The organism is Brevibacillus schisleri, from assembly GCF_055685845.1.
Genome location: NZ_JBVNDM010000001.1, coordinates 6,481,714 through 6,502,035, shown reverse-complemented (window position 1 = coordinate 6,502,035; position 20,322 = coordinate 6,481,714). Strand labels below are relative to the sequence as shown.

General features: G+C 49.5%; 16 protein-coding genes and 1 pseudogene. 9 read left to right on the top strand and 8 right to left on the bottom strand.

Annotated elements, in window-relative coordinates:
- Positions 1-13 precede the first annotated feature (13 nt).
- A complete protein-coding gene (locus ACUUHJ_RS30680) occupies positions 14-559 on the top strand; it encodes a hypothetical protein (RefSeq protein WP_289675210.1) in 546 nt (181 codons plus the stop codon).
- A gap of 47 nt (positions 560-606) precedes the next feature.
- On the opposite strand, the gene ACUUHJ_RS30675 is transcribed toward ACUUHJ_RS30680, so the two are convergent.
- Positions 607-1,998 (bottom strand): MFS transporter, encoded by a 1,392-nt coding sequence (locus tag ACUUHJ_RS30675; RefSeq protein ID WP_472300924.1) that lies wholly within the window; start codon positions 1,996-1,998, stop codon positions 607-609.
- 109 nt (positions 1,999-2,107) lie between these two features.
- Positions 2,108-2,533 (bottom strand): MarR family winged helix-turn-helix transcriptional regulator, encoded by a 426-nt coding sequence (locus ACUUHJ_RS30670; RefSeq protein WP_015893929.1) that lies wholly within the window; start codon positions 2,531-2,533, stop codon positions 2,108-2,110.
- Between the two features lie 168 nt (positions 2,534-2,701).
- Between ACUUHJ_RS30670 and ACUUHJ_RS30665 the strand changes: the two genes are divergently transcribed.
- Positions 2,702-3,355, top strand: coding sequence for a glycosyltransferase (locus tag ACUUHJ_RS30665; protein WP_289675207.1), 654 nt, complete (start codon positions 2,702-2,704; stop codon positions 3,353-3,355).
- A 64-nt stretch (positions 3,356-3,419) separates the two neighbouring features.
- Here ACUUHJ_RS30665 and gcvPB read toward each other — a convergent pair whose 3' ends face one another.
- From gcvPB to ACUUHJ_RS30650, 3 genes are read right to left on the bottom strand one after another with little or no spacing between them, the layout of a single operon-like run.
- On the bottom strand, positions 3,420-5,009 hold the full coding sequence (gene gcvPB / locus ACUUHJ_RS30660; RefSeq protein WP_472300922.1) for an aminomethyl-transferring glycine dehydrogenase subunit GcvPB: 1,590 nt from the start codon (positions 5,007-5,009) through the stop codon (positions 3,420-3,422).
- Positions 5,010-5,025: 16 nt separating this feature from the next.
- On the bottom strand, positions 5,026-6,411 hold the full coding sequence (gcvPA, locus tag ACUUHJ_RS30655) for an aminomethyl-transferring glycine dehydrogenase subunit GcvPA (RefSeq protein WP_472300921.1): 1,386 nt from the start codon (positions 6,409-6,411) through the stop codon (positions 5,026-5,028).
- 51 nt (positions 6,412-6,462) lie between these two features.
- A complete protein-coding gene (locus tag ACUUHJ_RS30650) occupies positions 6,463-7,245 on the bottom strand; it encodes an SDR family NAD(P)-dependent oxidoreductase (protein ID WP_472300919.1) in 783 nt (260 codons plus the stop codon).
- Positions 7,246-7,508: 263 nt separating this feature from the next.
- Here ACUUHJ_RS30650 and ACUUHJ_RS30645 point away from each other — a divergent pair, with 263 nt between their 5' ends.
- Together ACUUHJ_RS30645 and ACUUHJ_RS30640 are read left to right on the top strand one after the other, a co-directional pair.
- Positions 7,509-9,263 (top strand): sigma-54 interaction domain-containing protein, encoded by a 1,755-nt coding sequence (locus ACUUHJ_RS30645; protein ID WP_472300918.1) that lies wholly within the window; start codon positions 7,509-7,511, stop codon positions 9,261-9,263.
- Positions 9,264-9,322: 59 nt separating this feature from the next.
- On the top strand, positions 9,323-10,099 hold the full coding sequence (locus tag ACUUHJ_RS30640; RefSeq protein WP_472300917.1) for an arylamine N-acetyltransferase family protein: 777 nt from the start codon (positions 9,323-9,325) through the stop codon (positions 10,097-10,099).
- Between the two features lie 158 nt (positions 10,100-10,257).
- On the opposite strand, the gene ACUUHJ_RS30635 is transcribed toward ACUUHJ_RS30640, so the two are convergent.
- Both ACUUHJ_RS30635 and ACUUHJ_RS30630 read right to left on the bottom strand, forming a co-directional pair.
- Positions 10,258-11,292: a M56 family metallopeptidase gene (locus ACUUHJ_RS30635; protein WP_472300916.1), complete on the bottom strand. Its 1,035-nt coding sequence runs from the start codon at positions 11,290-11,292 to the stop codon at positions 10,258-10,260.
- Positions 11,293-11,296: 4 nt separating this feature from the next.
- Positions 11,297-11,670: pseudogene (locus tag ACUUHJ_RS30630) on the bottom strand (BlaI/MecI/CopY family transcriptional regulator).
- Positions 11,671-11,783: 113 nt separating this feature from the next.
- Here ACUUHJ_RS30630 and ACUUHJ_RS30625 point away from each other — a divergent pair.
- On the top strand, positions 11,784-12,452 hold the full coding sequence (locus ACUUHJ_RS30625) for a class I SAM-dependent methyltransferase (protein WP_472300914.1): 669 nt from the start codon (positions 11,784-11,786) through the stop codon (positions 12,450-12,452).
- Positions 12,453-12,500: 48 nt separating this feature from the next.
- On the opposite strand, the gene ACUUHJ_RS30620 is transcribed toward ACUUHJ_RS30625, so the two are convergent.
- Positions 12,501-14,039, bottom strand: a complete 1,539-nt coding sequence (locus ACUUHJ_RS30620; protein WP_472300913.1) for a hypothetical protein — start codon at positions 14,037-14,039, stop codon at positions 12,501-12,503.
- 144 nt (positions 14,040-14,183) lie between these two features.
- On the opposite strand from ACUUHJ_RS30620, the gene ACUUHJ_RS30615 reads away from it, so the two are divergent.
- The 4 genes from ACUUHJ_RS30615 (at position 14,184) to ACUUHJ_RS30600 (ending at position 20,310) form a co-directional block, all read left to right on the top strand.
- Entirely contained in the window at positions 14,184-15,587 is a 1,404-nt protein-coding gene (locus tag ACUUHJ_RS30615) for a sigma-54 interaction domain-containing protein (RefSeq protein WP_472300911.1), read from the top strand.
- Between the two features lie 203 nt (positions 15,588-15,790).
- Positions 15,791-17,140 (top strand): 4-aminobutyrate--2-oxoglutarate transaminase, encoded by a 1,350-nt coding sequence (gene gabT / locus ACUUHJ_RS30610; RefSeq protein ID WP_289675193.1) that lies wholly within the window; start codon positions 15,791-15,793, stop codon positions 17,138-17,140.
- Between the two features lie 26 nt (positions 17,141-17,166).
- Entirely contained in the window at positions 17,167-18,591 is a 1,425-nt protein-coding gene (locus tag ACUUHJ_RS30605) for an aldehyde dehydrogenase family protein (RefSeq protein WP_472300910.1), read from the top strand.
- A gap of 264 nt (positions 18,592-18,855) precedes the next feature.
- Positions 18,856-20,310, top strand: coding sequence for a polysaccharide deacetylase family protein (locus tag ACUUHJ_RS30600; protein WP_472300909.1), 1,455 nt, complete (start codon positions 18,856-18,858; stop codon positions 20,308-20,310).
- Positions 20,311-20,322: the final 12 nt, after the last annotated feature.

Genomic DNA, 20,322 nt, shown 5'->3' with positions numbered 1-20,322 from the left:
AAAGGAGGTGAAAATGGTGTTTGTAAATAAAACTAAAAAATTTCTTGCTTTATCATTTTGTAGTGTTGCTATTTTGAGTGCTGGGAGTTTTCTCGGCTATCAAGCTTATGCAAATGATTTGTCTAAAAAGGAAATTCTTGAGCAAAAGAAAAAGGAGTATCAAGAATTAGTGGACCAAGATGATCCTAATGCTCCTAGCGAAGAAAGGGAAAAAGTTAAAGAACTGGGGTGGGAAGTAGGAAAGCTCGAAAAAGAACTTAACCCCGAAAATCCTGAAGATATATTAAAACGTAAGTTAGCTATTTTCAAAGAGATGACTCTCATTCATGAATCAAGTTATGAGGGTAGTGATGTAGATTTAAGTGACCCAACAGTGATCGAAGTTTTAGATCAAATAGAACAAAGAAAACAACTAGTTGAAAAATTTGAAGAGAAACTAGCAGCGTACAAAAGCAAAATAAACAAGGTAGTGCAGTCTAAAGACGCCAAACAAGAAGCAGAACAGTTATTAGAAGAATTTCAAGAAGAAAAAAGAGCTATTAGTATACAAAGCGAGTAATAAAACAAGCCGCCGACGAAAAATTCGTCAGCGGCTTTTCGCATCATCTAGGGTGTCCTTTCTTCTTGAACAGGCACAGAACCTGTCGCCAGTCGGGCAGCAGATACCAGCCCCAGTATGACGATGAATGTCTGAAGGAGCAGAGAAACAGTAATACCAACAGAAAGTGAAAACGCAAAGGCAGTCATCACAGAAACGATGGCTCCTCCCATCCCAATGACAATCGCAGGCGTGAACGTATCCGCGATAGATAGTTCGGCAGATACTTTCCCTTCCTCACCAGACTTCGCAAGGGAAAATGCAATAGCACCGCTTGTCGGGTGAGCTAAACCGATTCCGAAGCCCATAATGATCTGGCTAAAAATCGCAACTACGATACCGAAAAGATCCTGCTGAATTAACGTCAGCGGTACGGTGCAAGCGACGCCGATGAGCATAATGACGAGACCGATGATAATTCGTTTTTTTCGACCGGCCCCTTGGTCTTTTTTGTCCAGCTTTGCCTGTACATTGGCTGCCACCGACCAACTGATTGCTGCGGAGGCAACAGCTAAACCGGCTTTGTCGGCGGTTAATTCTAAAATCGAAGTGAGTCCAAGGACGAGATACGTTTGTGTCCCGTAATAGGCAGCGACAAATAGACCCCGAGACGCCATGACGGCAGGTAAGCCTGGGCGTGCGACGAGCGTTCCTTTAGGCATCAGTTTATACAACGGGACACTAAGGGCAAGCAAACCCGCGATGGATAGCAAAAAACCGAAGATCGAGGGAATTTTGCCGAGTCCAAAAAGCAAGGCACCAGTCCCTATAGCCAAGAAAAAGGGTTGAAGAAGACTACGATTGTTTGCCACGCTTGCTTTTGGCGGCTGTAAGCCTCGGAAAGAGGGGGTGGTTAAGAGTGCAGACAGAAAGATAAAGGGAAGGATCAACCAGAAGACATATCTCCACGACAACTGTTCTGCAATAATCCCGGCGACATACGGTCCGAACAGGCCTGGAAGAATATAAGCGCTGGAGAAGACAGCAAGAATCTGAGGGCGAAGGGAATCAGGGTAACGCAAAGTAATCATGGTATACACGCAATTGACCAAGGCACCGGCTCCAAAGCCTTGCATCACTCGCCCAAGCAGTAAAGTAAGCATATCTGGCGCAATTGCAGCAACTACAATGCCAAGGACAAAGAGCACGATCGTGACAATAAAAGGCTGGGCAGGCCCTTTTCTATCGACGAATTGACCTGTGACCACAGTTCCAATCAGCTGAGCCAACAAATAAGCACTGAATACCCACCCATAAAGATCCTCACCTTGTAGCTCTCGGGAAAGACCGGGGGCGATTGTCGTGACAGCCAAGCCTTCAAATGCTGTAGCAGTCACCACAAGAATAATACCAATCGTCAGCGCTCGATAATGCGTGCTCCAGATCCCTTCTGTGCTCATTATTTTCACTCCTTTTTTGTATATATTTGGCTTTGAAAGTTGTTATAAATACTGTTGCTACAACAACTAATTATATACAAAAAATGACATCCTGCAATGGTTTTTGTTTTTACAAGTTTTTCACGTTCTCATAAATGATATTGAGTGTTCTTCGGAATTGGTTCACTTCTTCTTCGGTCAATCCTGCAATGGTTTTCTCGTACGCTTCAATGGAGGGAGGAAGGACCTCGTCTTTTAAAAGTCGCCCTTTTTCCGTCAGATAGACGCGAAGGGAGCGGCGATCCTTTTTATCTGTTTCGCGATGAATGAACCCTCTTTCTTCCAGGAGGAAAAGCATCCGCGCGATATTCGTTTTATCTTTATAGGTGCGTTCTGCCAACTCGTTCTGGGTCAGACCTTCTTCTTCCCATAGCACGACAAATATCATCCACTGATCGATGGTGATGTTATACGGATTGCATACTTTTTGATAATAGTTGTTCAGTTTTAAATCCGTTCGTTTCACGATGACGCCGATATACTCATCCAATCTCATTGCGAAACCTCCTAGGTTAGGCAGTCAGGGCAACTGTTGATAAGACAACTATAAGGATGCTTCCGACAAGTGTCAATTTGCCGGGCTGATATGTTGGACGCATGAAAAAGCCAAATTTGCTCAAAATAACAGCGGGATTTAATACTTATCAAAAAGGAGAAGGAATAGATGACTCCAATGCTTAGGAAAGTAACTGTGTTGATGATTTGCGTGGCATTACTTGGTGTGCCGGGTATGGCAGCAGCCAAGGAATCGCAAGGAAATGTAAAGCAGGCAGAATGTATAAGGCCGAAAGAAGTAAAGCTACAGGGCGATATGCGCAGGCTCTGGATTGACCACTTGCTGTGGGACCATACCTATATGGTAAGCGCCTTAGCAGGGCTGGAAGACAAAGACGCCGTACAGGCACGTCTCTTGAAAAACCAGGTGGACATCGGGAACGCAATCAAGCCGTATTACGGAGAGGAAGCAGGTAAAAAGCTTACCGAATTGCTGACAGAGCATATTACGATAGGCGGCAAAATCATTGACGCAGCCAAAAAAGGCGATCAGGCTACCGTGGCAAAGCTGGATAAGGACTGGCACCGGAATGCAGATGATATCGCCAAGTTCTTAAGTAGCGCCAACCCCAATTGGAACGAGAAAGAACTAAAAGAGATGATGTACGTGCATCTGAAGCTGCTCACTGATAATCTCCAGGCGAGATTGAGAAAAGACTGGCAAGCGGATATTGCTGCGTTTGATCAAGGGGAGGATCATATCATCTCATTGGCGGATGTGCTGACAGCAGGCATCATTAAGCAGTTCCCGAACCAGTTCTAAAAGAACTTCCTTAACAAAAAGAACGCCAGCACTTGTCGTATCCCGTGCTGGCGTTTCTTTCTTTTTATGCTTGTGCCGTCTTTTTCAAATAAGCTCTCCATGTGATGCACCATTGATCAGGATCATCAAGCACGGACTCTAACACACGGTGACCTGTACTATTGTGCGGCGCTGTTTTGACAATCTCCGGGTTTTCATAAGCTTCCTGTGAAATATGGGTCAGTGCCGCAACGTATTCGTCGAGTTCTGCCATGGAATAGGACTCCGTCGGTTCCAGCGTAAACGGCTCCGGCACGACGTACGGGTGATGACTGGTCCAGTAATGGTGGGCAAAGTCGACCATCCGACGCTGAACATCGTATGTCGTGACGCCCGTGTCTTCTTTTAGCTGCTGCCAGCTGTAGCGAACCTGCTCCAGGCGTCGGCCTTGTATATAGGGCGCGCTCGCCCCGCGGATTTTCAGGATTTTGTGATAGAGATAGTTGTTGTTGAGGCAAGCGATCTCGGCAACTTCTTTCAAGCCGTCAGCACCAAGAGCACGGACCCAAGCGTAAGAGCGCAGGACAGCAGGCGGAACGCCGTAAAAGCTGCGGACTTTCCCGATACTGTTTTTCAAGTCACGTTTATAGAAGTAACGCTCTCCATCGAAGTCTACGATCGGTCCTGGAAGGAATGGCGCAAGCTCGGCAGTGACCCCGATGGCGCCTGTTGCAGGTCCGCCGCAAGCGTGTGGGACGGAGAAGGTTTTGTGCAAGTTGAAGAAGCACATGTCAAAGCCAGCTTCCAGCGCGCGGGTAATGCCGAGCAAGCCGTTGGCGTTTGCTTGGTCGTAGCAGCACAGTCCCCCTGCGGCGTGGACGACATCTGTGAACTCCTTGATGCGAGAGTTGTAAATGCCTGTATCCTCTGGATTCGCTACGGCAAAGGCAGCGGTTCGTTCCGAGACGAGGCCCTTTAGCGCTTCCAGATCAGGGTAGCCGTTTTCGTCAGCAGGTACATAAATGATTTTGAAGCCTTTGACTGCTGCCGTCGCGGCTTGGGACGGGTGGGAAAAATGGGTAGTAATAAACTCGTTGCGCAGCTCTCCCTCACCGCGAGATTCGTGGTATTTGCGCACGATAGAGGCTTGGGTAAACAACGCCTGTGTGCCGCTGCCCGGTTGGAACGAGAATTTGTCCATTCCCGAAATCTCGCGCAGGTACAGATCGAGCTGATACGTCATCTCCAGCATCCCTTGGACAGTGGACTCGTCTTGCAACGGATGCAGCTCCGCCATTTTCGGCGAGCGCACGAAGCGTTCATTGATTTTCGGAGAGTATTTCATCGTGCAGGTGCCTTGCCCGATCTCTACGTTAAAATCCGACCCCAGAACTTCCTGCGAAATGCGGGAGTAATGACGGATCACGCGGTACTGACTGATCTCGGGAAGATTCGGCCGTTTTTTCCGGCGCAGGCTGTCTGGCAGCGAAGAGATGCCATCGCCTACGGTCTCAACGATTTGTGGCTCGACGGGTGGTACCTCGACGCCACGCTCACCGGGCTGGCTCAGCTCGAAAATGACAGGTTCATCCCACTTTGCTTGGTGAAAACGGCGTACCTTATGGTCTCTCGGAATCCGTTTCATTTTGTCGATGGTTCCTTCGGATGTTTTCATGGTCGGTTTCCTCCTTTTACACGATGTTTTTTATGGCGGTGACGAGTGTATCAATATCCTCCTGGGTATGAACCTCCGTGACGCAGTAGAGCGCACATTGACCCAATTCCGGGTAGTGTTCAGTCAAATCAACTCCGCCGAAAATTCCTTTGGCGAGAAGCGTAGCGTTGATGTCTTTGACGGTTTTGCCTGTTTGGGAGAAGTCGATCACGAACTCCTTGAAGAAAGGAGCGGAGAATTTGGCCTCGACTCCGGGAATAGAAGAGAGCTGTTTGGCGGCGTATTGGGAGCGCTGCATGATGCCTTGCCCGATTTCTTCCATGCCTACAGGTCCCATCGTCGCCAAGTACACGCCTGCGGTAATGCCCCATAGCGCGGTTTGCGTTCCGACGGACTCCTTGCCTTTTTCACGTTTGGCAAAAGAGGTGCGGTCGTACGCGACATCTCCGAAGCCGTATTCGCCTTCGACCTCTGTCGGAGCGATTCCAAACAAGCGGGACGGATATTCCATGACGTAGGTCGGATCGTCATGCGCCGCAATAAAGCCGGATTGCCCACCGCCGTAATGCATGTGTACGCCAAGCGGCTGCAAATCTCCGCACACGATGTCCGCGCCGTAATTCGCCGGAGCTTCCATCACGCCGAGAGAGATGGGATCGACGCCGACTACGCAAATGGCACCGGCTGCATGAGCCAAGTCTGCGATCATCTGTCCGTTTACTTCCACAGAGCCGAGGAAGGTCGGGTTTTCGAAGTAAACCGCTGCTGTATCTACACTGAGCTTTGCTTTTAGATCATTCAGGTCAAGTCTGCCTGTTTCGTTCTCAAAATCGATCAAGGTGACGGTGAGATCAGGAGACGTATAGTTTTTGATGATCATGAGCTTGTCGGGATGGATATTTCTCGAAACCAATAGCTCGGTGCGTTTGGTGATACGTGCGGCCATGCGCAGAGCAGTAGAAGCAGCCTGTGCCCAGTCAAAAGTCGGAACGTTCACGACATCCATATCGACAAGCTCAGCTACGAGGCTTTGGTACTCGAACAACGCCTGAAAGCGCCCTTTGTCTTCATAAGGCTCACCAGCATAGGCGGTCACAAACTCTGCGCGGGAGTTGATTTCATCACAGACAGCCGGAACAAAATGCGGCCAGCAGCCTGCGCCGAGAAAGCTGATATTTTCTTTCGTCGTTTTGTTTTTGTTCATCAGCTGGTTGACGTGGCGCTCCAGCTCATATTCTGTCAAAGCTTTCGGGATGTTCATTTTGTCTTTTAGGCGCAGCTCTTCGGGAATGTCCGCATAGATATCCTCGATGCTGGAAAAGCCGATTTCGGTAAGCATTTTCTCTTTAACTTCAGGTGCAGAATTCGGAATATACGGGTGGGCATAACGCTGTACGCTCATCTCAGGTTCCTCCATCTCTTCGTTGGAATATTCAGTCGGAATAACGAAAAATTAAGCTAAACCGCCGCCGTCGACGACCAGTACGGAACCCGTCACCCAGGAAGACAGATCGCTGGCAAAGAACAGGACAGCATTGGCAATATCTTGCGGAGAACCGAGACGCTCCAGCGGACGTCCTTGGGCGGAGGAGACGAGGAATGCTCCTTCTTCCTTTTCTAGCTGACGCGCTTCTTCACGCAACAAAGGTGTGTCGGTATCGCCGGGTGACACGCAATTCACACGGATGTTTTCCGGACCGTGGTCAATCGCCATCGCCCGCGTCAGGTTGACGACGCCTGCTTTTGCCGCGCAGTAGGCCGCCGCCTTGTCACCGCCCTTGATGCCCCAGCCAGAGCCTGTGTTAATAATGCTGCCTCCGCCTGTTTTCGCCATGATCGGAATGACGAATTTGGAGAGGTTGTAAGCCCCCTTCAAGGAGACATCGACGACCAGATCCCACTCGTCCTCTTCCAGCTCGACGACCGTCTTTCTTCTAATCACGCCTGCGTTGTTGAACAAGATATCGATACGACCGTACGCTTCCTCGATCGCTTGCGTTACTTCACGACAATCCTGTTGGGAAACTACATTGCATGTAAAATAACGGGCTGACCCGCCCTCTGCTACGATTTCTTGTGCCGCTTTTTCCCCGAGCTCCTCGTTGATATCAAGCAGCATAACGTTTACTCCAAATTGGGCCAGTCGTTTCGCTGTGGCAAGTCCGATACCGGAAGCAGCACCTGTCACCAAGGCTACCTTTCCTTGCAGATGGAATACCTCGTTCGTGTTTACCATGGTTGATCACTCCCCCTAGATGAAAAGTTTATATTGCAATCACTGTGCCAAGTGCGGAGCGAATCCCGTTGGGTAACATGCTCCTTACTGGATCGCCAAAAAAGACGATTTTCCAAAGTTCCGACTGTGCTTCGTACCGTCACGGCGGTGACAAAAGTGGCAATGAGTTGTCATGATTGGCAAACATCGGTGGCAAAATATTTGTGAACTGTCTAAATATTTCATAAAATAGAGGGTAAGGACAATAAGCAGGGAGGGTATCCATGGTTTCGTTGGATCTGTGCAAACCAGCCATCGAAAAGGTCATTACAAGCATTTCAGATATATTGAACGTGGATGCAGCGGTGATTAACGAGCGAGGCCTCTTGGTCGTGAGTACGGAGCGCTACTTGAAACAAAAAGGGGAAAATGTGCATGTGCCCTCGATTGAATTCGTGTTGGCAAAAGGACAGTATGTGGTAGACAAACCCGGCTCCATGGAAATGTGCAAAGGATGCCGTTTTCTCGACAGCTGCCCCGCCAAAGTCGAGCTGCTCTCTTCTATTAAGGTAGCCAATCATGCAATTGGGGTCGTTTCTCTCACATCCTTTACGAAGGAAGGACAAAATCGCCTGTCCAAGCATACAGAGAGATACCAGCAAATCCTGACAGAAGTCAGCGAGATGATTACAGCGATTGTACAGTCCCATGCGACGAGACAGATCGAATCATCTGATGACTCCATGCGGCTGTTGGAGGGAGCACTGGATACCGTTGCGGATGCGTACTTCACCTTTGACCGAAGTGGCAATGTCATTCACACAAACGCCAGCGCACGTAGATTGCTGTCCCAACATGAACTGCTACCAGCAGAGGTTTCACGGATGCTGCTGCCGTCATTATCCGGAATGGCCGCGCATTCCTTGCCGATCGCAAATTGTCTCGTTGACAAGCTGGACGCACCGACCGAGGCCACGCCGATCATCGTCAACAATCAGCTCATCGGCGGCGTGCTCCGCGTGCAGAGGGGATCGCTAACCGTTCCGCGTTTGATGGATCATCAAGGGAGCCGCTCTCCTAGCAAAACGGATAGCCTTGCTCAAATCGTGGGAAACAGCCCAGCCATCAAGCAGGTCAAAGAAATGGCGATGAAAATCGGTAACAGCAACTCCACGGTACTGATTACCGGCGAAACAGGGACAGGCAAAGGGCATCTGGCAAAAGCGATTCACGAAGCAAGCACGCGGGCTTACTACCCGTTTGTCGCCATCAATTGTGCCAGCATTCCGGAAAATCTGTTCGAAAGCGAATTGTTCGGTTACGAGGACGGCGCGTTTACCGGAGCCAAAAAGGGAGGAAGGCCTGGGCGGTTCGAAATGGCAGAGGGAGGTACGCTTTTTCTGGATGAAATCGGCGATATGCCGCTCTCGTTGCAGGCAAAGCTACTGCGCGTCTTGCAGGAAAAGGTCGTGGAACGCATTGGCGGCACGCGGTCGTTTCCCATTAATGTACGAATCATTGCGGCGACGAATCAGAACCTGGAGGAGCTCGTGGAGAAAAAAGCGTTTCGTGCCGATCTGTACTATCGGTTGAACGTCATTCCGATACACGTCCCGTCTCTCGCAGAGCGCAAGGAAGACATCGAGCTTTTGGCTGTTTCATTTATGGAAAAGTACGGAGAACAAGCAGGACGCACCTTCTTCGGAATAGCACGAGAGGCGATCAACCTGCTCACATGCTATCACTGGCCGGGCAATGTGCGGGAGCTGGAAAACGCCATCGAGTACGCCATGAACATGGAGCAAGACACGGTTCTGACTGCGGACAGCTTGCCTCCGCGCCTTCGTGCTCGTCCTCTTGTGGCTCCTTCGCATTCAGGTCCAGCTATCAAAGCGAGGGTCGCCGATGCACAGGCAGACGCCATTCGCGCTTCCCTTCAAAGGCACGGCAGTGATTTGAAAGGAAAGCAGCGGGTAGCAGAAGAACTCGGGATTGGGCTCCGCACTTTGTATCGGAAGCTAAAGCTGCTCGGTATTTAAGGAATTCGGGCAGGAGCTTGGTGTAAACTTGTGGGAGAAACGATGTGGGGGGAAGAAGCATGAGTGAACTAAATGCCTTATTTCGGAAAAGAATCGGCATGCCTGAAAATGAAACGATTACCTTCGATACATTGGATCGCCTCCTTGATCTGACAGCATTGGCGATTCCTTTTGAAAACCTGTGCGTTATAGATGAGCGAACGAGTGTAATCTCCAGACAGTCCATTATGGAGAAGATATTGGTCAGAAACGAAGGCGGTCTCTGCTACGAGCTCAATCCGATGCTGTATTTCTTCTTGCTGGAAAATGGCTTTGACACCCATCTGATTCGCGGCGTTGTTTACAGGCATGACGTTGGCGAGTATTACACGATTGGCCGGACGCATGCCACGATTTTGCTTACACATGAGGGGCAAACGTATTTGCTCGACACGGGCTTCGGTTCGAACCTGCCGTTGAAGCCTGTTCCGTTAACCGGGGAGACCGTGTCTTCGCGCAATGGTGAGTTTCGGATCAAGAAAGAGCAGACGGAGTATGGCGATTATGTACTCGAAATGAAGCTGCGGCACAAGGATAAGGACTGGAGGATCGGCTATACGTTTGATTCGCAGAAGCTGGTGACGGATGAAACGGAATTAAACGAGATTCAGACGATTATAGATGATCATGAACAGTCTCCCTTCAACAAAAGCCCTTTGCTTACGAAGCTGACGGAGAGGGGCAATGTTACGTTGACGAATACGTCCTTTACGCAATGGGTGGATGGAGTCGTTACCAAAGAGGAAATCGATAACGAGAAATTCAAAGAGCTGGCGAAACAGCACTTTGGGTTGTAAAAAAATATGAATAACGTATGGTTGCTTAGCTTCGTCAGTTTTTTCACAGACATGGGTACATACATGGTTACCCCGTTAATTCCGATCTTTCTTGCCTCCTCTTGGTCCTATAATTATTGGGATCATCGATGGGGTTTCCGAGGCTCTGACCAGTTTGCTCAAGTTCGTTTCCGGTTATGTTTCCGATCGTTCCAAGAAACGAAAATCGTTAGCCATACTGGGGTACGGACTATCTGGGATCGGCAGGATATTCCTCGTGATTTTACTTGTTTTTTGGAGCTGGAGAACCCGGCTGTGAAGTGAATCTGTTTGGGGTCGGCATACAGCTCGAGCATTTTGACCATGGTGTATCCGTAGCGGGGTACCTCTGTCTCCTGTAAATAAGTCAAAGCCAAGGCATCACAAGCCATTTCCTGATCCTGACGCATGCGGGAAGCGGCGTACCATAACAGCGGGTTGAACCAGTTGAGGATCAGCAGCACGCTCATGATGCTGTTCACAGGAATATCTCGTCTTTTCCAATGCGCCAGCTCATGTAAAAAGATGTGACGCAGCTCATGCTCATTGAGCTTGTCTAAAAGATTTGCCGGCAGCCAAATTTGCGGTCGCCAGAATCCCATCAAGGCTGGGCTTGTCATCTGATGACTCATGCGCAGGGGAATGGATTTGGAGATGCCCATCTGCTTTTGGCAGTGGGAAAAGACGCGCAAAACAGCTTCATCCTGTACGAACACATCGTTTTTTAGCTGAGAGAGCAATTGGTATGTACTGCGAGTCATGGTGATAGCGAAAATGGCGACACCGCCGATCCAGATGAGGGAAAGCAGGCTGATCCAGGAAAAGCTCGCTTCGTTTGCCAGAGAGCCATCTGGTTGGAGGGCAGATTCATCTTGATGCAGGGCCTCTGTAGCGAGAACAATCGGTTCTGTAGGCGGGGGCGCTTCCTGCATGGATGTCCAAGGCAAAGGAGGCAGCCAGTTATAAAAACTGATCGAGCTGTCTATCGACCAAGGAACCGCGAGCTTCCAGAGAAGCAGGAACCATACGGCGTGGTGCCAGCGGATGGAGAAATGCTTTTTGCCGAGCTGCTGACAGAGCAAGATCAGGAGGACAAGAAGACTGGCCTCGATGGAGTTATACAGTGTCCACGTAAATGCTTGATTGAGGGTGAGTGTGAGCCATTGCCAATCCACCAGCTTATGTCTCCTTTTCGGAAAGGATTTTTTTTAGCTCGTCAATCTCGTGGGGGGAGAGCTTTTCCTCTTTTAAAAAGTGAACCAGCATGGGCTTTAAGCCCCGCCGTACACGCGCTGCAAAAAGGATTGGCGCTCTTGGCGCTTGCATTCTTCCTCAGTGAGCACAGGAGAGTAATAGTAGACGCGATTGACCTGCTCATAAGTGAGAATGCCCTTTTGCAACAGGCGGCTGAGCAAGGTTTTGATTGTGTTGTCTTTCCACGTCTTATTGTCTCGCAGGGCGTGGATGACATCGGCTGCTGTAGCGGGTGACTTTGCCCAGATGACCTTCATAATTTCCCACTCGGCATCCGAGATTCGCGGTTGCTCGTCCAAGTAAGACACCTCCCTCGATTACATTTGTAATCGTTGATTCTGTTTTAAAGATTACACTTGTAGTCGTCGGGTGTCAACTATCATTTTTGTAAATCCGTTCCAGAGGAGCATCATTGGAAGATGACGAACGAATTGATACACTGAAGAAAAAACGGATAAAGGCTGTGATAGAGATGAATCTGGCCGAGCAGTTTGGCGAAATGGATATGTATTTGTTTGATCAGTTGTTAAAGGGAAGGGTTACGAAGGAAATGCAGATACTCGATGCCGGTTGCGGTTCGGGGCGGAATTTGGTCTACTTTTTGCGAAATGGCTATCCGGTATATGCGGTTGACCAATCGGAAAAGGCCATCGAGGCTGTACAACGAATGGCATCGCAACTGGCGCCGAGCTGGTCAGCGGAGCACGCTCGTGTGGAACCGATTGAGAGCATGAGCTTTGAAAACGAAAGCTTCGATTTTATCATCAGTAATGCCGTACTACACTTTGCTGAAAACGAAGAGCATTTTCACCAGATGCTAGAGGAACTGTGGCGGGTATTGAAGCCAGGAGGCATTTTATTCATGCGTCTTGCTTCCTCGATTGGGATTGAGGATGCTGTACAGCCACTAGGAAACGAACGTTATTTGTTGCCGGACGGAAGCACTCGTTTTCTCGTAAATGAACGGACGATGGTAGGCATGACGGAAAAACTGCAAGGCGTGTTCCTGGAGCCAATCAAAACGGTGAATGTAGCCGGGCAGCGTTGCATGAGTACGTGGGTAATCAAAAAGAATGGCTAAGCACCAAAAGCCGCCTTCCTGTAGGAGAGGCGGCGTCTTTTTTCTCACTCAAAAATCACGTGTCTGATCAAAAATAGTAAAAAGATCGTCCACATCTACTTCTACACCCGCAGTAGCCAAATTCTGTTTTGCCGACTGAAGCAGCTCATCGAGCACAACGAAAATTTCTTCCCGTTCAACCGTTTCAATAAAGCCAGTCCGGCGATCCATTTTGTTGAAAGCCTCTGTGTACTCTTTGACCAATGCACGCAAAGCAGTTTGTATTTCTTCCGTATTTGTCGCGTCTTCGCTGCTTTGCTTTTCGAGCGCGCTGATCGCGGTGTTCATTTTTTTATACAGACTGGCAGCCTTGTTGGCGTGGGTTGTTGAGATGTGCTCCCTGCCATCCCAATCGCGAAACGGATTGGTCAAATTATTGGCCAGCCATTCGGGCTTGCGCGGCTTGGTGATGGACAAATCCAGCCCATTTTTCACTTCTTTTTTGTAGGCGGCTTTAATGGTCTTGGCCGCTTCCGCCGGGAGGCTCGTCATCCAGAGCGAGGAGAGCTTGGGACATTGATCTGGCGAAGGGAACTCGTCCCCGGAGAAGCCAAACAGATCGTAGGTCGTAAACGTCAGTAGCTCCTTCAAGTGCTTGATACTGCCCAGATTGCTGAGGGTACCAGGCTTGCCCCGCAGACGGATGTCCTGAAGCGAAGGATAGCGTTGGACGAGTGGCTGCAAGTCCAGCTCCACTACATCATGCAGATTGAGTCCTCCTAGCTGGTCGAGTCCACGGTGAAGCGGCAGCGAATCTGAGAATGTGGCGGTTAGCCAATGCCCATCCTGCTCGGCATCTATGAACAGGTTGGATGAAATGTCCTTGCCCAGTATGAGATCTCTTAGACAATCGTTCAGATGGAGTGACTCCAGCCCGTCCGCGTTTTGGAGAGAGAATTTACTGAGATGGCTTCCTGTCAGATCTAGAGAGGAGCCATTGGCTTTTTCTAGGTGAAGCTCCAGAATAAACGGATTGCTTTTGACAAAGGCAAGCAAGGAATCGGTCGGCTCCTCTGCATAGATTCTTGTCAGGCAAGGGAGCTTTTCCAATTCAGAGATGTCCGTCAGGCTTCGCAGGAGGTCAGCATGAATGACGTTGTTAGATCGGCGCAGGCTCGTTCCGCCCAGCGAAATCATCTGGTCATCCTTTGCGGCCTGTTTAAACTGCTTGCGACGTTCCTCGGGAATTTGATTCCACTTGTGTTGACGGTACAGGCTCCCTCCGACATCCCAACTGCCGTAACTCCTCGTCTCTTCTGTCACGAGAGGTGGTATATTCCTTACTTTTATGTAGCCTTTGGGCACTGCTGGATCAACATACATGTGATCGAGTTTGTTGTTCCAGAAGAAGTAGTCGCAATATAAGGGCTTCATCTGGTACAGCTCTGATTCATCAGGCAATGTATCGCTGCTCCAGTCCAGCTCGAGGATACTGATGAGGTTGGATTTACTCGAGCCAGACTCTTTTATCGATGTGACCTGGCAGGCTGTGTACTTTTGGAGCTTCTCGACAAAAACACAGTAGATGTCTCCGACTGTGGGTGTCATTCCTACCATCCTTTCTATCTTGCAGAGCTTGTTATTATCGCCATTTTTACATATTTTTCATAGGTTGTCGTTGTTCTTGCTGTTTTCTATAATGAAAAAATAAACACAGATCGGACATAACGGCGTGTGAGAGGCGGCGAAGAGATGAAGAAAGAAGAGAGCACACAAAAGTGGATGAGCCGCGTATTGGAAGCCATTGTTGAAACGTCTCGCGATCATTTGTTAATCACGGACCATGAGGGGTACATCCGGTTGGTTGGCGATTCGTCCTATGAAGTGTACGGCATCGGGAAGGAAGAGCTCTTGGGCAAGAACGTCATCGAGCTGGAAAAAAGGAAAGTCTTTTCTCCATCTGTCACGCGAAAAGTCATGGATGCCAAGACGCCGCAGACGATCATGCAGGAAATACCCGGCGGTCGAAAGCTGATGGTGACGGCATTTCCCGTCTGGAACGAGGATGGCAGCATGCATTCGGTCATCAGCTATTCCCATGACCTGACTGAAATTATGGAATTGAAACGGCGCTACGAAGGTCTGACTGAGCAGCTCAAGCAGTTTGAAACCGAGATTGAGGAACTGCGCGAAAAGCACCAGGAGGGCTTCGTGGCAGTGAGTCAACCGATGCAAGCCATTGAGCGTCTCATCAAAAAGGTGGCGGCTGTCGATTCGACTGTCCTGATCCTCGGGGAATCGGGTGTCGGGAAAAATGTGATCGCAAAAGAGATTCATCGCAATAGTCGTCGTGCGGGTGGACAATTCGTGGAGATCAACTGTGGCTCGATCCCGGAGGGCTTGCTGGAATCCGAGCTGTTTGGCTATGAGGCTGGTTCGTTTACAGGAGCCGCCAAGCAGGGCAAGCAAGGGATTATCGAGATGGCGAACCAAGGGACTCTCCTCTTGGATGAGCTGGGGGAACTGCCGCTGACGTTGCAGGCCAAGCTATTGAAGGTAATTCAAGAAAAACGACTGCAACGCGTTGGGAGCACACAGTACCGCGACGTGGATTTTCGTTTGATTGCCGCGACCAATCGCGATTTGGAAAAGATGGTGAAGGAAGGAAAGTTCCGACAAGACCTGTATTTCCGTCTGAATGTTGTCCCAATCCACGTCCCGCCGTTGCGAAATCGGCCAGAGGATATCGCAGCTCTCCTGAAGCGCGTCGTGCGCTCGCTCAATGAACGATACGGAATGGACAAGCGTCTGGACCCTGCTGTAACACATGCCTTGATGCAGTACGAGTGGCCGGGAAATGTCCGCGAGCTGGAGAACGTCTTGGAGAGAATGGTGGTCACAGCGGACGAAGAGGTAATCACTTCTTCGCATCTACCTGCGGAAATCAGGTTGGCAGGACAAGAGCAGGCAGCCATGGAGCCGAGTCTGGCTACTTCCAAGATGTCGCTTCGGGAGGCACTGGAGCAGGTAGAGGAAAAATGGCTGCGCTATGCATCCGAGCACTGCCGGACCACGGGAGAAATCGCGGAGTTTCTCGGCATTAGCCAGCCCTCTGTCGTACGGAAGCTGCAAAAGTATCGGATTCGCTCTAAGTAATTCAAAAATGAATATTTTATTCAAAAATGAATCGAGCATTTAAGTGTTTTTGATTCATTTTTGAATAATTTGATATACACGTAGTGAGGGAAACGTGATTTCATCATGCTCTGGCGTTTGGCATAGGTATTGCTACATATCGTAGTTGAGTTTACAAGCAAGCAATCCAACCAATACCATCTCGAACGAGGAGAGGAAACCATATGTCCAAACAACGTCAATTTGTAAACGTAGCTGCAGGTGTGCCAGGTCCTAAGGGAGCGGCCCTGATTGAAAAAAGAAAACAGTTCGTTCCAAAAGGTGTCGGCAACAACACCCCTGTTTTTGTAGAGTCAGCTTCAGGTGCATTGGTTACGGATGTAGATGGCAATACGTACATCGATTTTGCCGGAGCGATCGGGACACTGAATGCCGGACACTGCCCGCCGGAAGTAGTTGAGGCACTGAAAGCGCAACTCGACAAATACATTCATCCTTGCTTCCATGTAGGGATGTATGAGCCATATGTGGCCTTGGCTGAGAAGCTGACGCAAATCACCCCAGGCAGCTTTGAAAAGAAGACGATGCTCGCAAACAGCGGAGCAGAAGCAGTAGAGAACGCGGTGAAAATCGCCCGTAAATACACAGGACGCCCAGGCATCATTTCTTTTAGCCGCGGCTTCCATGGTCGTACGCTTCTCGGCATGTCCCTGACTTCCAAAGTGAAGCCGTACAAATTCCAGATGGGTCCATTCGCTCCCGCTACGTATAAAGCGCAATTCCCGTATCCACTGAATAAGCCAGAATCCATGACAGATGATGAGTACGCGCAATTCTGCGTGCGTCAGTTCGAGGACTTCCTCTTGACTGAGGTTGCACCGGAAGAAGTGGCTGCCGTGATTATGGAACCGATTCAGGGAGAAGGCGGCTTTATTGTTCCGCCTGTGTCCTTCGTTCAAGGTGTCTATAACATTTGTAAAAAGCATCAAATCCTGTTTATTTCCGATGAAATTCAAACAGGCTTCGGTCGTACTGGCGCCATGTTTGCTTCTACTCATTTCGGTATTGAGCCAGATATCATCACCATGTCCAAATCCATCGCGGCAGGCTTGCCCATCTCTGCGGTTACGGGACGCGCAGAAATCATGGACGCGCCAAACCCGGGTGAGATCGGCGGTACCTATGGAGGAAGCCCGCTTGGCTGCGTAGCGGCGTTGGCAGTCATTGAGAAAATGGAGCGCGAAGACCTGTCTGGCCGTGCACAGGTGATCGGGGACAAGATCAAAGCGCATTTCCACGCGTTGCAAAAAGATTTCCCTGTAATCGCAGAGGTGCGCGGACTGGGTGCAATGTGCGCCGTAGAATTTATCGATCCCACAACCAAACAACCGGCGAAGGAGCTCGTTGCTGGCTTGACCAAAGGCTGCTACGAGTCTGGCGTCATCGTGCTTTCTGCTGGCGTCCACAGCAACGTGCTGCGCTTCTTGTCTCCACTGGTTATTACAGACGAGCAACTGGAAGAGGCGCTGGACATTATGACGGATGTTCTGAAAAGCCAATACGTGACGAACTAAAACGCCCGAGGGGGGTCTCCATACTCATGAAAAAGCATCTCTACATCAACGGAAAATGGAAAGAAGCAAAAGAATACACGCCGCTCTACTCCCCTTATTCCGGGGAGCTGCTGGCTGAAATCGCTCAGGCAGATGATCATGACGTCGACGAAGCAATTAAGGCGGCAAAAGCTGCTGCCAAAGTTATGGCAAAAATGCCAGCGAGTCAGCGAGCTTTGATACTAGAGAAGGCTGCTGCGATTATGGAAGCACACAAGGAGGAATTGGCGGTCATCCTCGCACAGGAAGCCGCCAAGCCACTTCGCACAGGTCGTGTAGAAATCGCTCGGACAATCCAGACCTACAAGTTCGCGGCGGAAGAAGCGAAGCGCATTCACGGAGAGACAGTGCCGCTCGATGCAGCACCGGGTGGTGAAGGTCGTCTTGCTTTTACAGTACGCAAACCGATTGGCGTCGTCGGCGCGATCACGCCTTTTAACTTTCCGTTCAATCTCGTGGCGCACAAGGTCGGGCCCGCCATTGCAGCAGGAAATACCGTCGTGCTGAAGCCAGCGAGTCAGACGCCGCTTAGCTCACTGATCTTGGCTGATATTTTCGCAGAGGCAGGCTTGCCAGCAGGAGCGCTCAATATTTTGCCTGGAAAAGGCGCAGTCGTAGGCGAAAGGCTGGTCAGTGACAGCCGAATTGCCGCAATTACGTTTACGGGAAGCCCTGCAGTTGGAATCGCCATGAAAAACAAAGCGGGACTCAAGCGTGTGACCTTGGAGCTTGGCTCCAACTCCGCAGTGATCATCGACCACAACGTAGAAATTACGCAAGCGTTGATTGATCGTTGCGTGACGGGTGCCTTTTCCTTTAGTGGTCAAGTGTGCATCTCGCTGCAACGCGTCTATATACACCAGAGCAAGTACGAAGAATTCCTGGAGAAGTTTAAGATTGGCACAGAAAAGCTCGTGCTGGGTGATCCGCTGAACGAAGCGACAGATATGTCCTCCGTGATCTCCGCCAAGGATCATGAACGCATGGGCGCATGGGTACAGGAAGCAGTAGAAGCAGGCGCACACGTAGTTACTGGCGGGAAGCCTGTCAGTGACAATCTCTTTGCCCCTACGATTCTGACCAATGTGGGTGCGAATGTTGCCGTCTCTTGCCAAGAGGTATTCGGTCCAATCGTAGTCGTTACACCGTTTGAGACGATGGACGAAGCGATTGAAGCGGTAAACGACTCCCGATTCGGCTTGCAGGCAGGCATCTATACGAGTGACATTCACGCGGCTATGCGGGCAGCGGAAGAGCTGGAGGTCGGAGGCGTGATGATCAACGACATCCCGACCTTCCGCGTAGACAACATGCCGTATGGCGGTGTGAAAGACAGTGGTTTTGGCCGCGAAGGTATCAAGTACGCGGTCGAGGAATTAACGGAACTAAAATTAATCGCGATCAAGCTGTAACAGCGAATGACGGGCCAGATGAGGCTCGTCTTTTTTTTTTGAAAATAGCGTCTTGAAGAAAATTTTTCCTATATCCATAAATTGTCATATATGAAACCGCTTCATAAAGTTGTTTGGTTTAGAAGATTATGTTAGTCTAGCGTGTGGAGGCAGACTATGTTCATTTTTGCGGAGGAGTGTTTGATTACACTTGGCTTGTTGCGCAGATGAAATAGTCGTTTTTTTATGCGTAAAGGGCATTTCTTACATGAAAAGGGGACAATCATGATTAGTCATTGGAAAGGGGCCAGTGGGTTCCGATTATTTCACTGGATCTCCCTGGTAGCGATCGTGGCATTGTTGGCAGGCTGTTCACCGTTTCAGGGGAATGAAAACGGTGCAGATAAGGGGCCTGCGCCAGCCAAACCTGAAAAAATCGAGCGTTACCAAGGGGAAAAGAGCAAGGCAGTGTCGATGGTCTACACGACGCAAAGACAGCTTGCTCTTACTTTTAATGGGATGGCGGATAAGGACACGATGAAAAGATTGCTAGATGAGTTGGACAAGTACCACATCAAGGCAGCTTTTTTCATGCCAGGAATGAGAGTGGCTGAGGAGCCTGACATTGCGCGAGAAATTGTCGCCAGAGGTCACGAGATTGAAAACAATACGTTGAACAAATCGGACTTGCAGGGCCAACCTTACGAGAAAATGTACCAAGACATCGAGTTGACCAATGAGGTCATTCAAAGAGAAACGGGCCAAACACCGCGGTATGTCAGAACGAAGTCGGGTGAATACAACGACGATCTCCGTTTGGTAGCTGCTCACAATGGACAAGAAGCCGTCGTGTCCTCTAGTCTGTTTCTGCACAATTGGCAAAAAGAGACGGAAGCTGACAAGAGACACTATTTACGAAAATATATGAATCGCGGCGGCATCATTGAGATGGATACAGAAGAGAACAAGTCTGTAATCGAAAACATCCGTCTTCTCGCAGAGGCAGCTACTGATGTCGGATACAGATTTGTCCCATTACATAAGTTGATTGCACAAGGTCAGGAGCGTAAGCCGCTGAAAGAAATTCCAGGTTTTGATGCAGCCAAAATGAATGCGGTGTATTACGAAGCCAAGCCAAATCTCATCTACCGAAAAGAAACAGACAAAAAGATGGTCGCCTTATCCTTCGATGATTGGGGTACGGATCAAACGGTTACGAAGATTCTCGATATTTTGGACAAAAAAGGAGTAAAGGCTTCGTTTTTCCTTCGCGCAGATGGTGTAGAGCGAAATCCAAACTTGGCGAGAGCGATTGCGGAAGCGGGACACGACGTAGCCAATCACACCTATTCTCATCCGGTGAATACCAAAATTGCGCCGGAAGAATTGCAAAAAGAGATTGTCAAAGCCCATCAGATCATTACCGAAGCAATTCAGCAGAAGCCGACGATGTATTTCAGACCGCCAACCGGGGCGTTCGACGAACAGACACTCAAGGCGATTGCAGCAACGGGCTACAAGGATATTACGATTTATGATGTGACGCCGTCCGATTACGACAAGAAACGAAGTGCAGACGATATCGTCAAAGACATTATGGAGCAGACGCGGAGCGGAAGCGTGATTCTACTACATATGCTCGATGACATTCACACAATAGAGGCGTTGCCAATCGTAATTGACCAGCTAAGAAGCAAAGGATACACACTTGTACCCATGACAGAGATGTTTGGCCAATAAAGCCCAAAATAA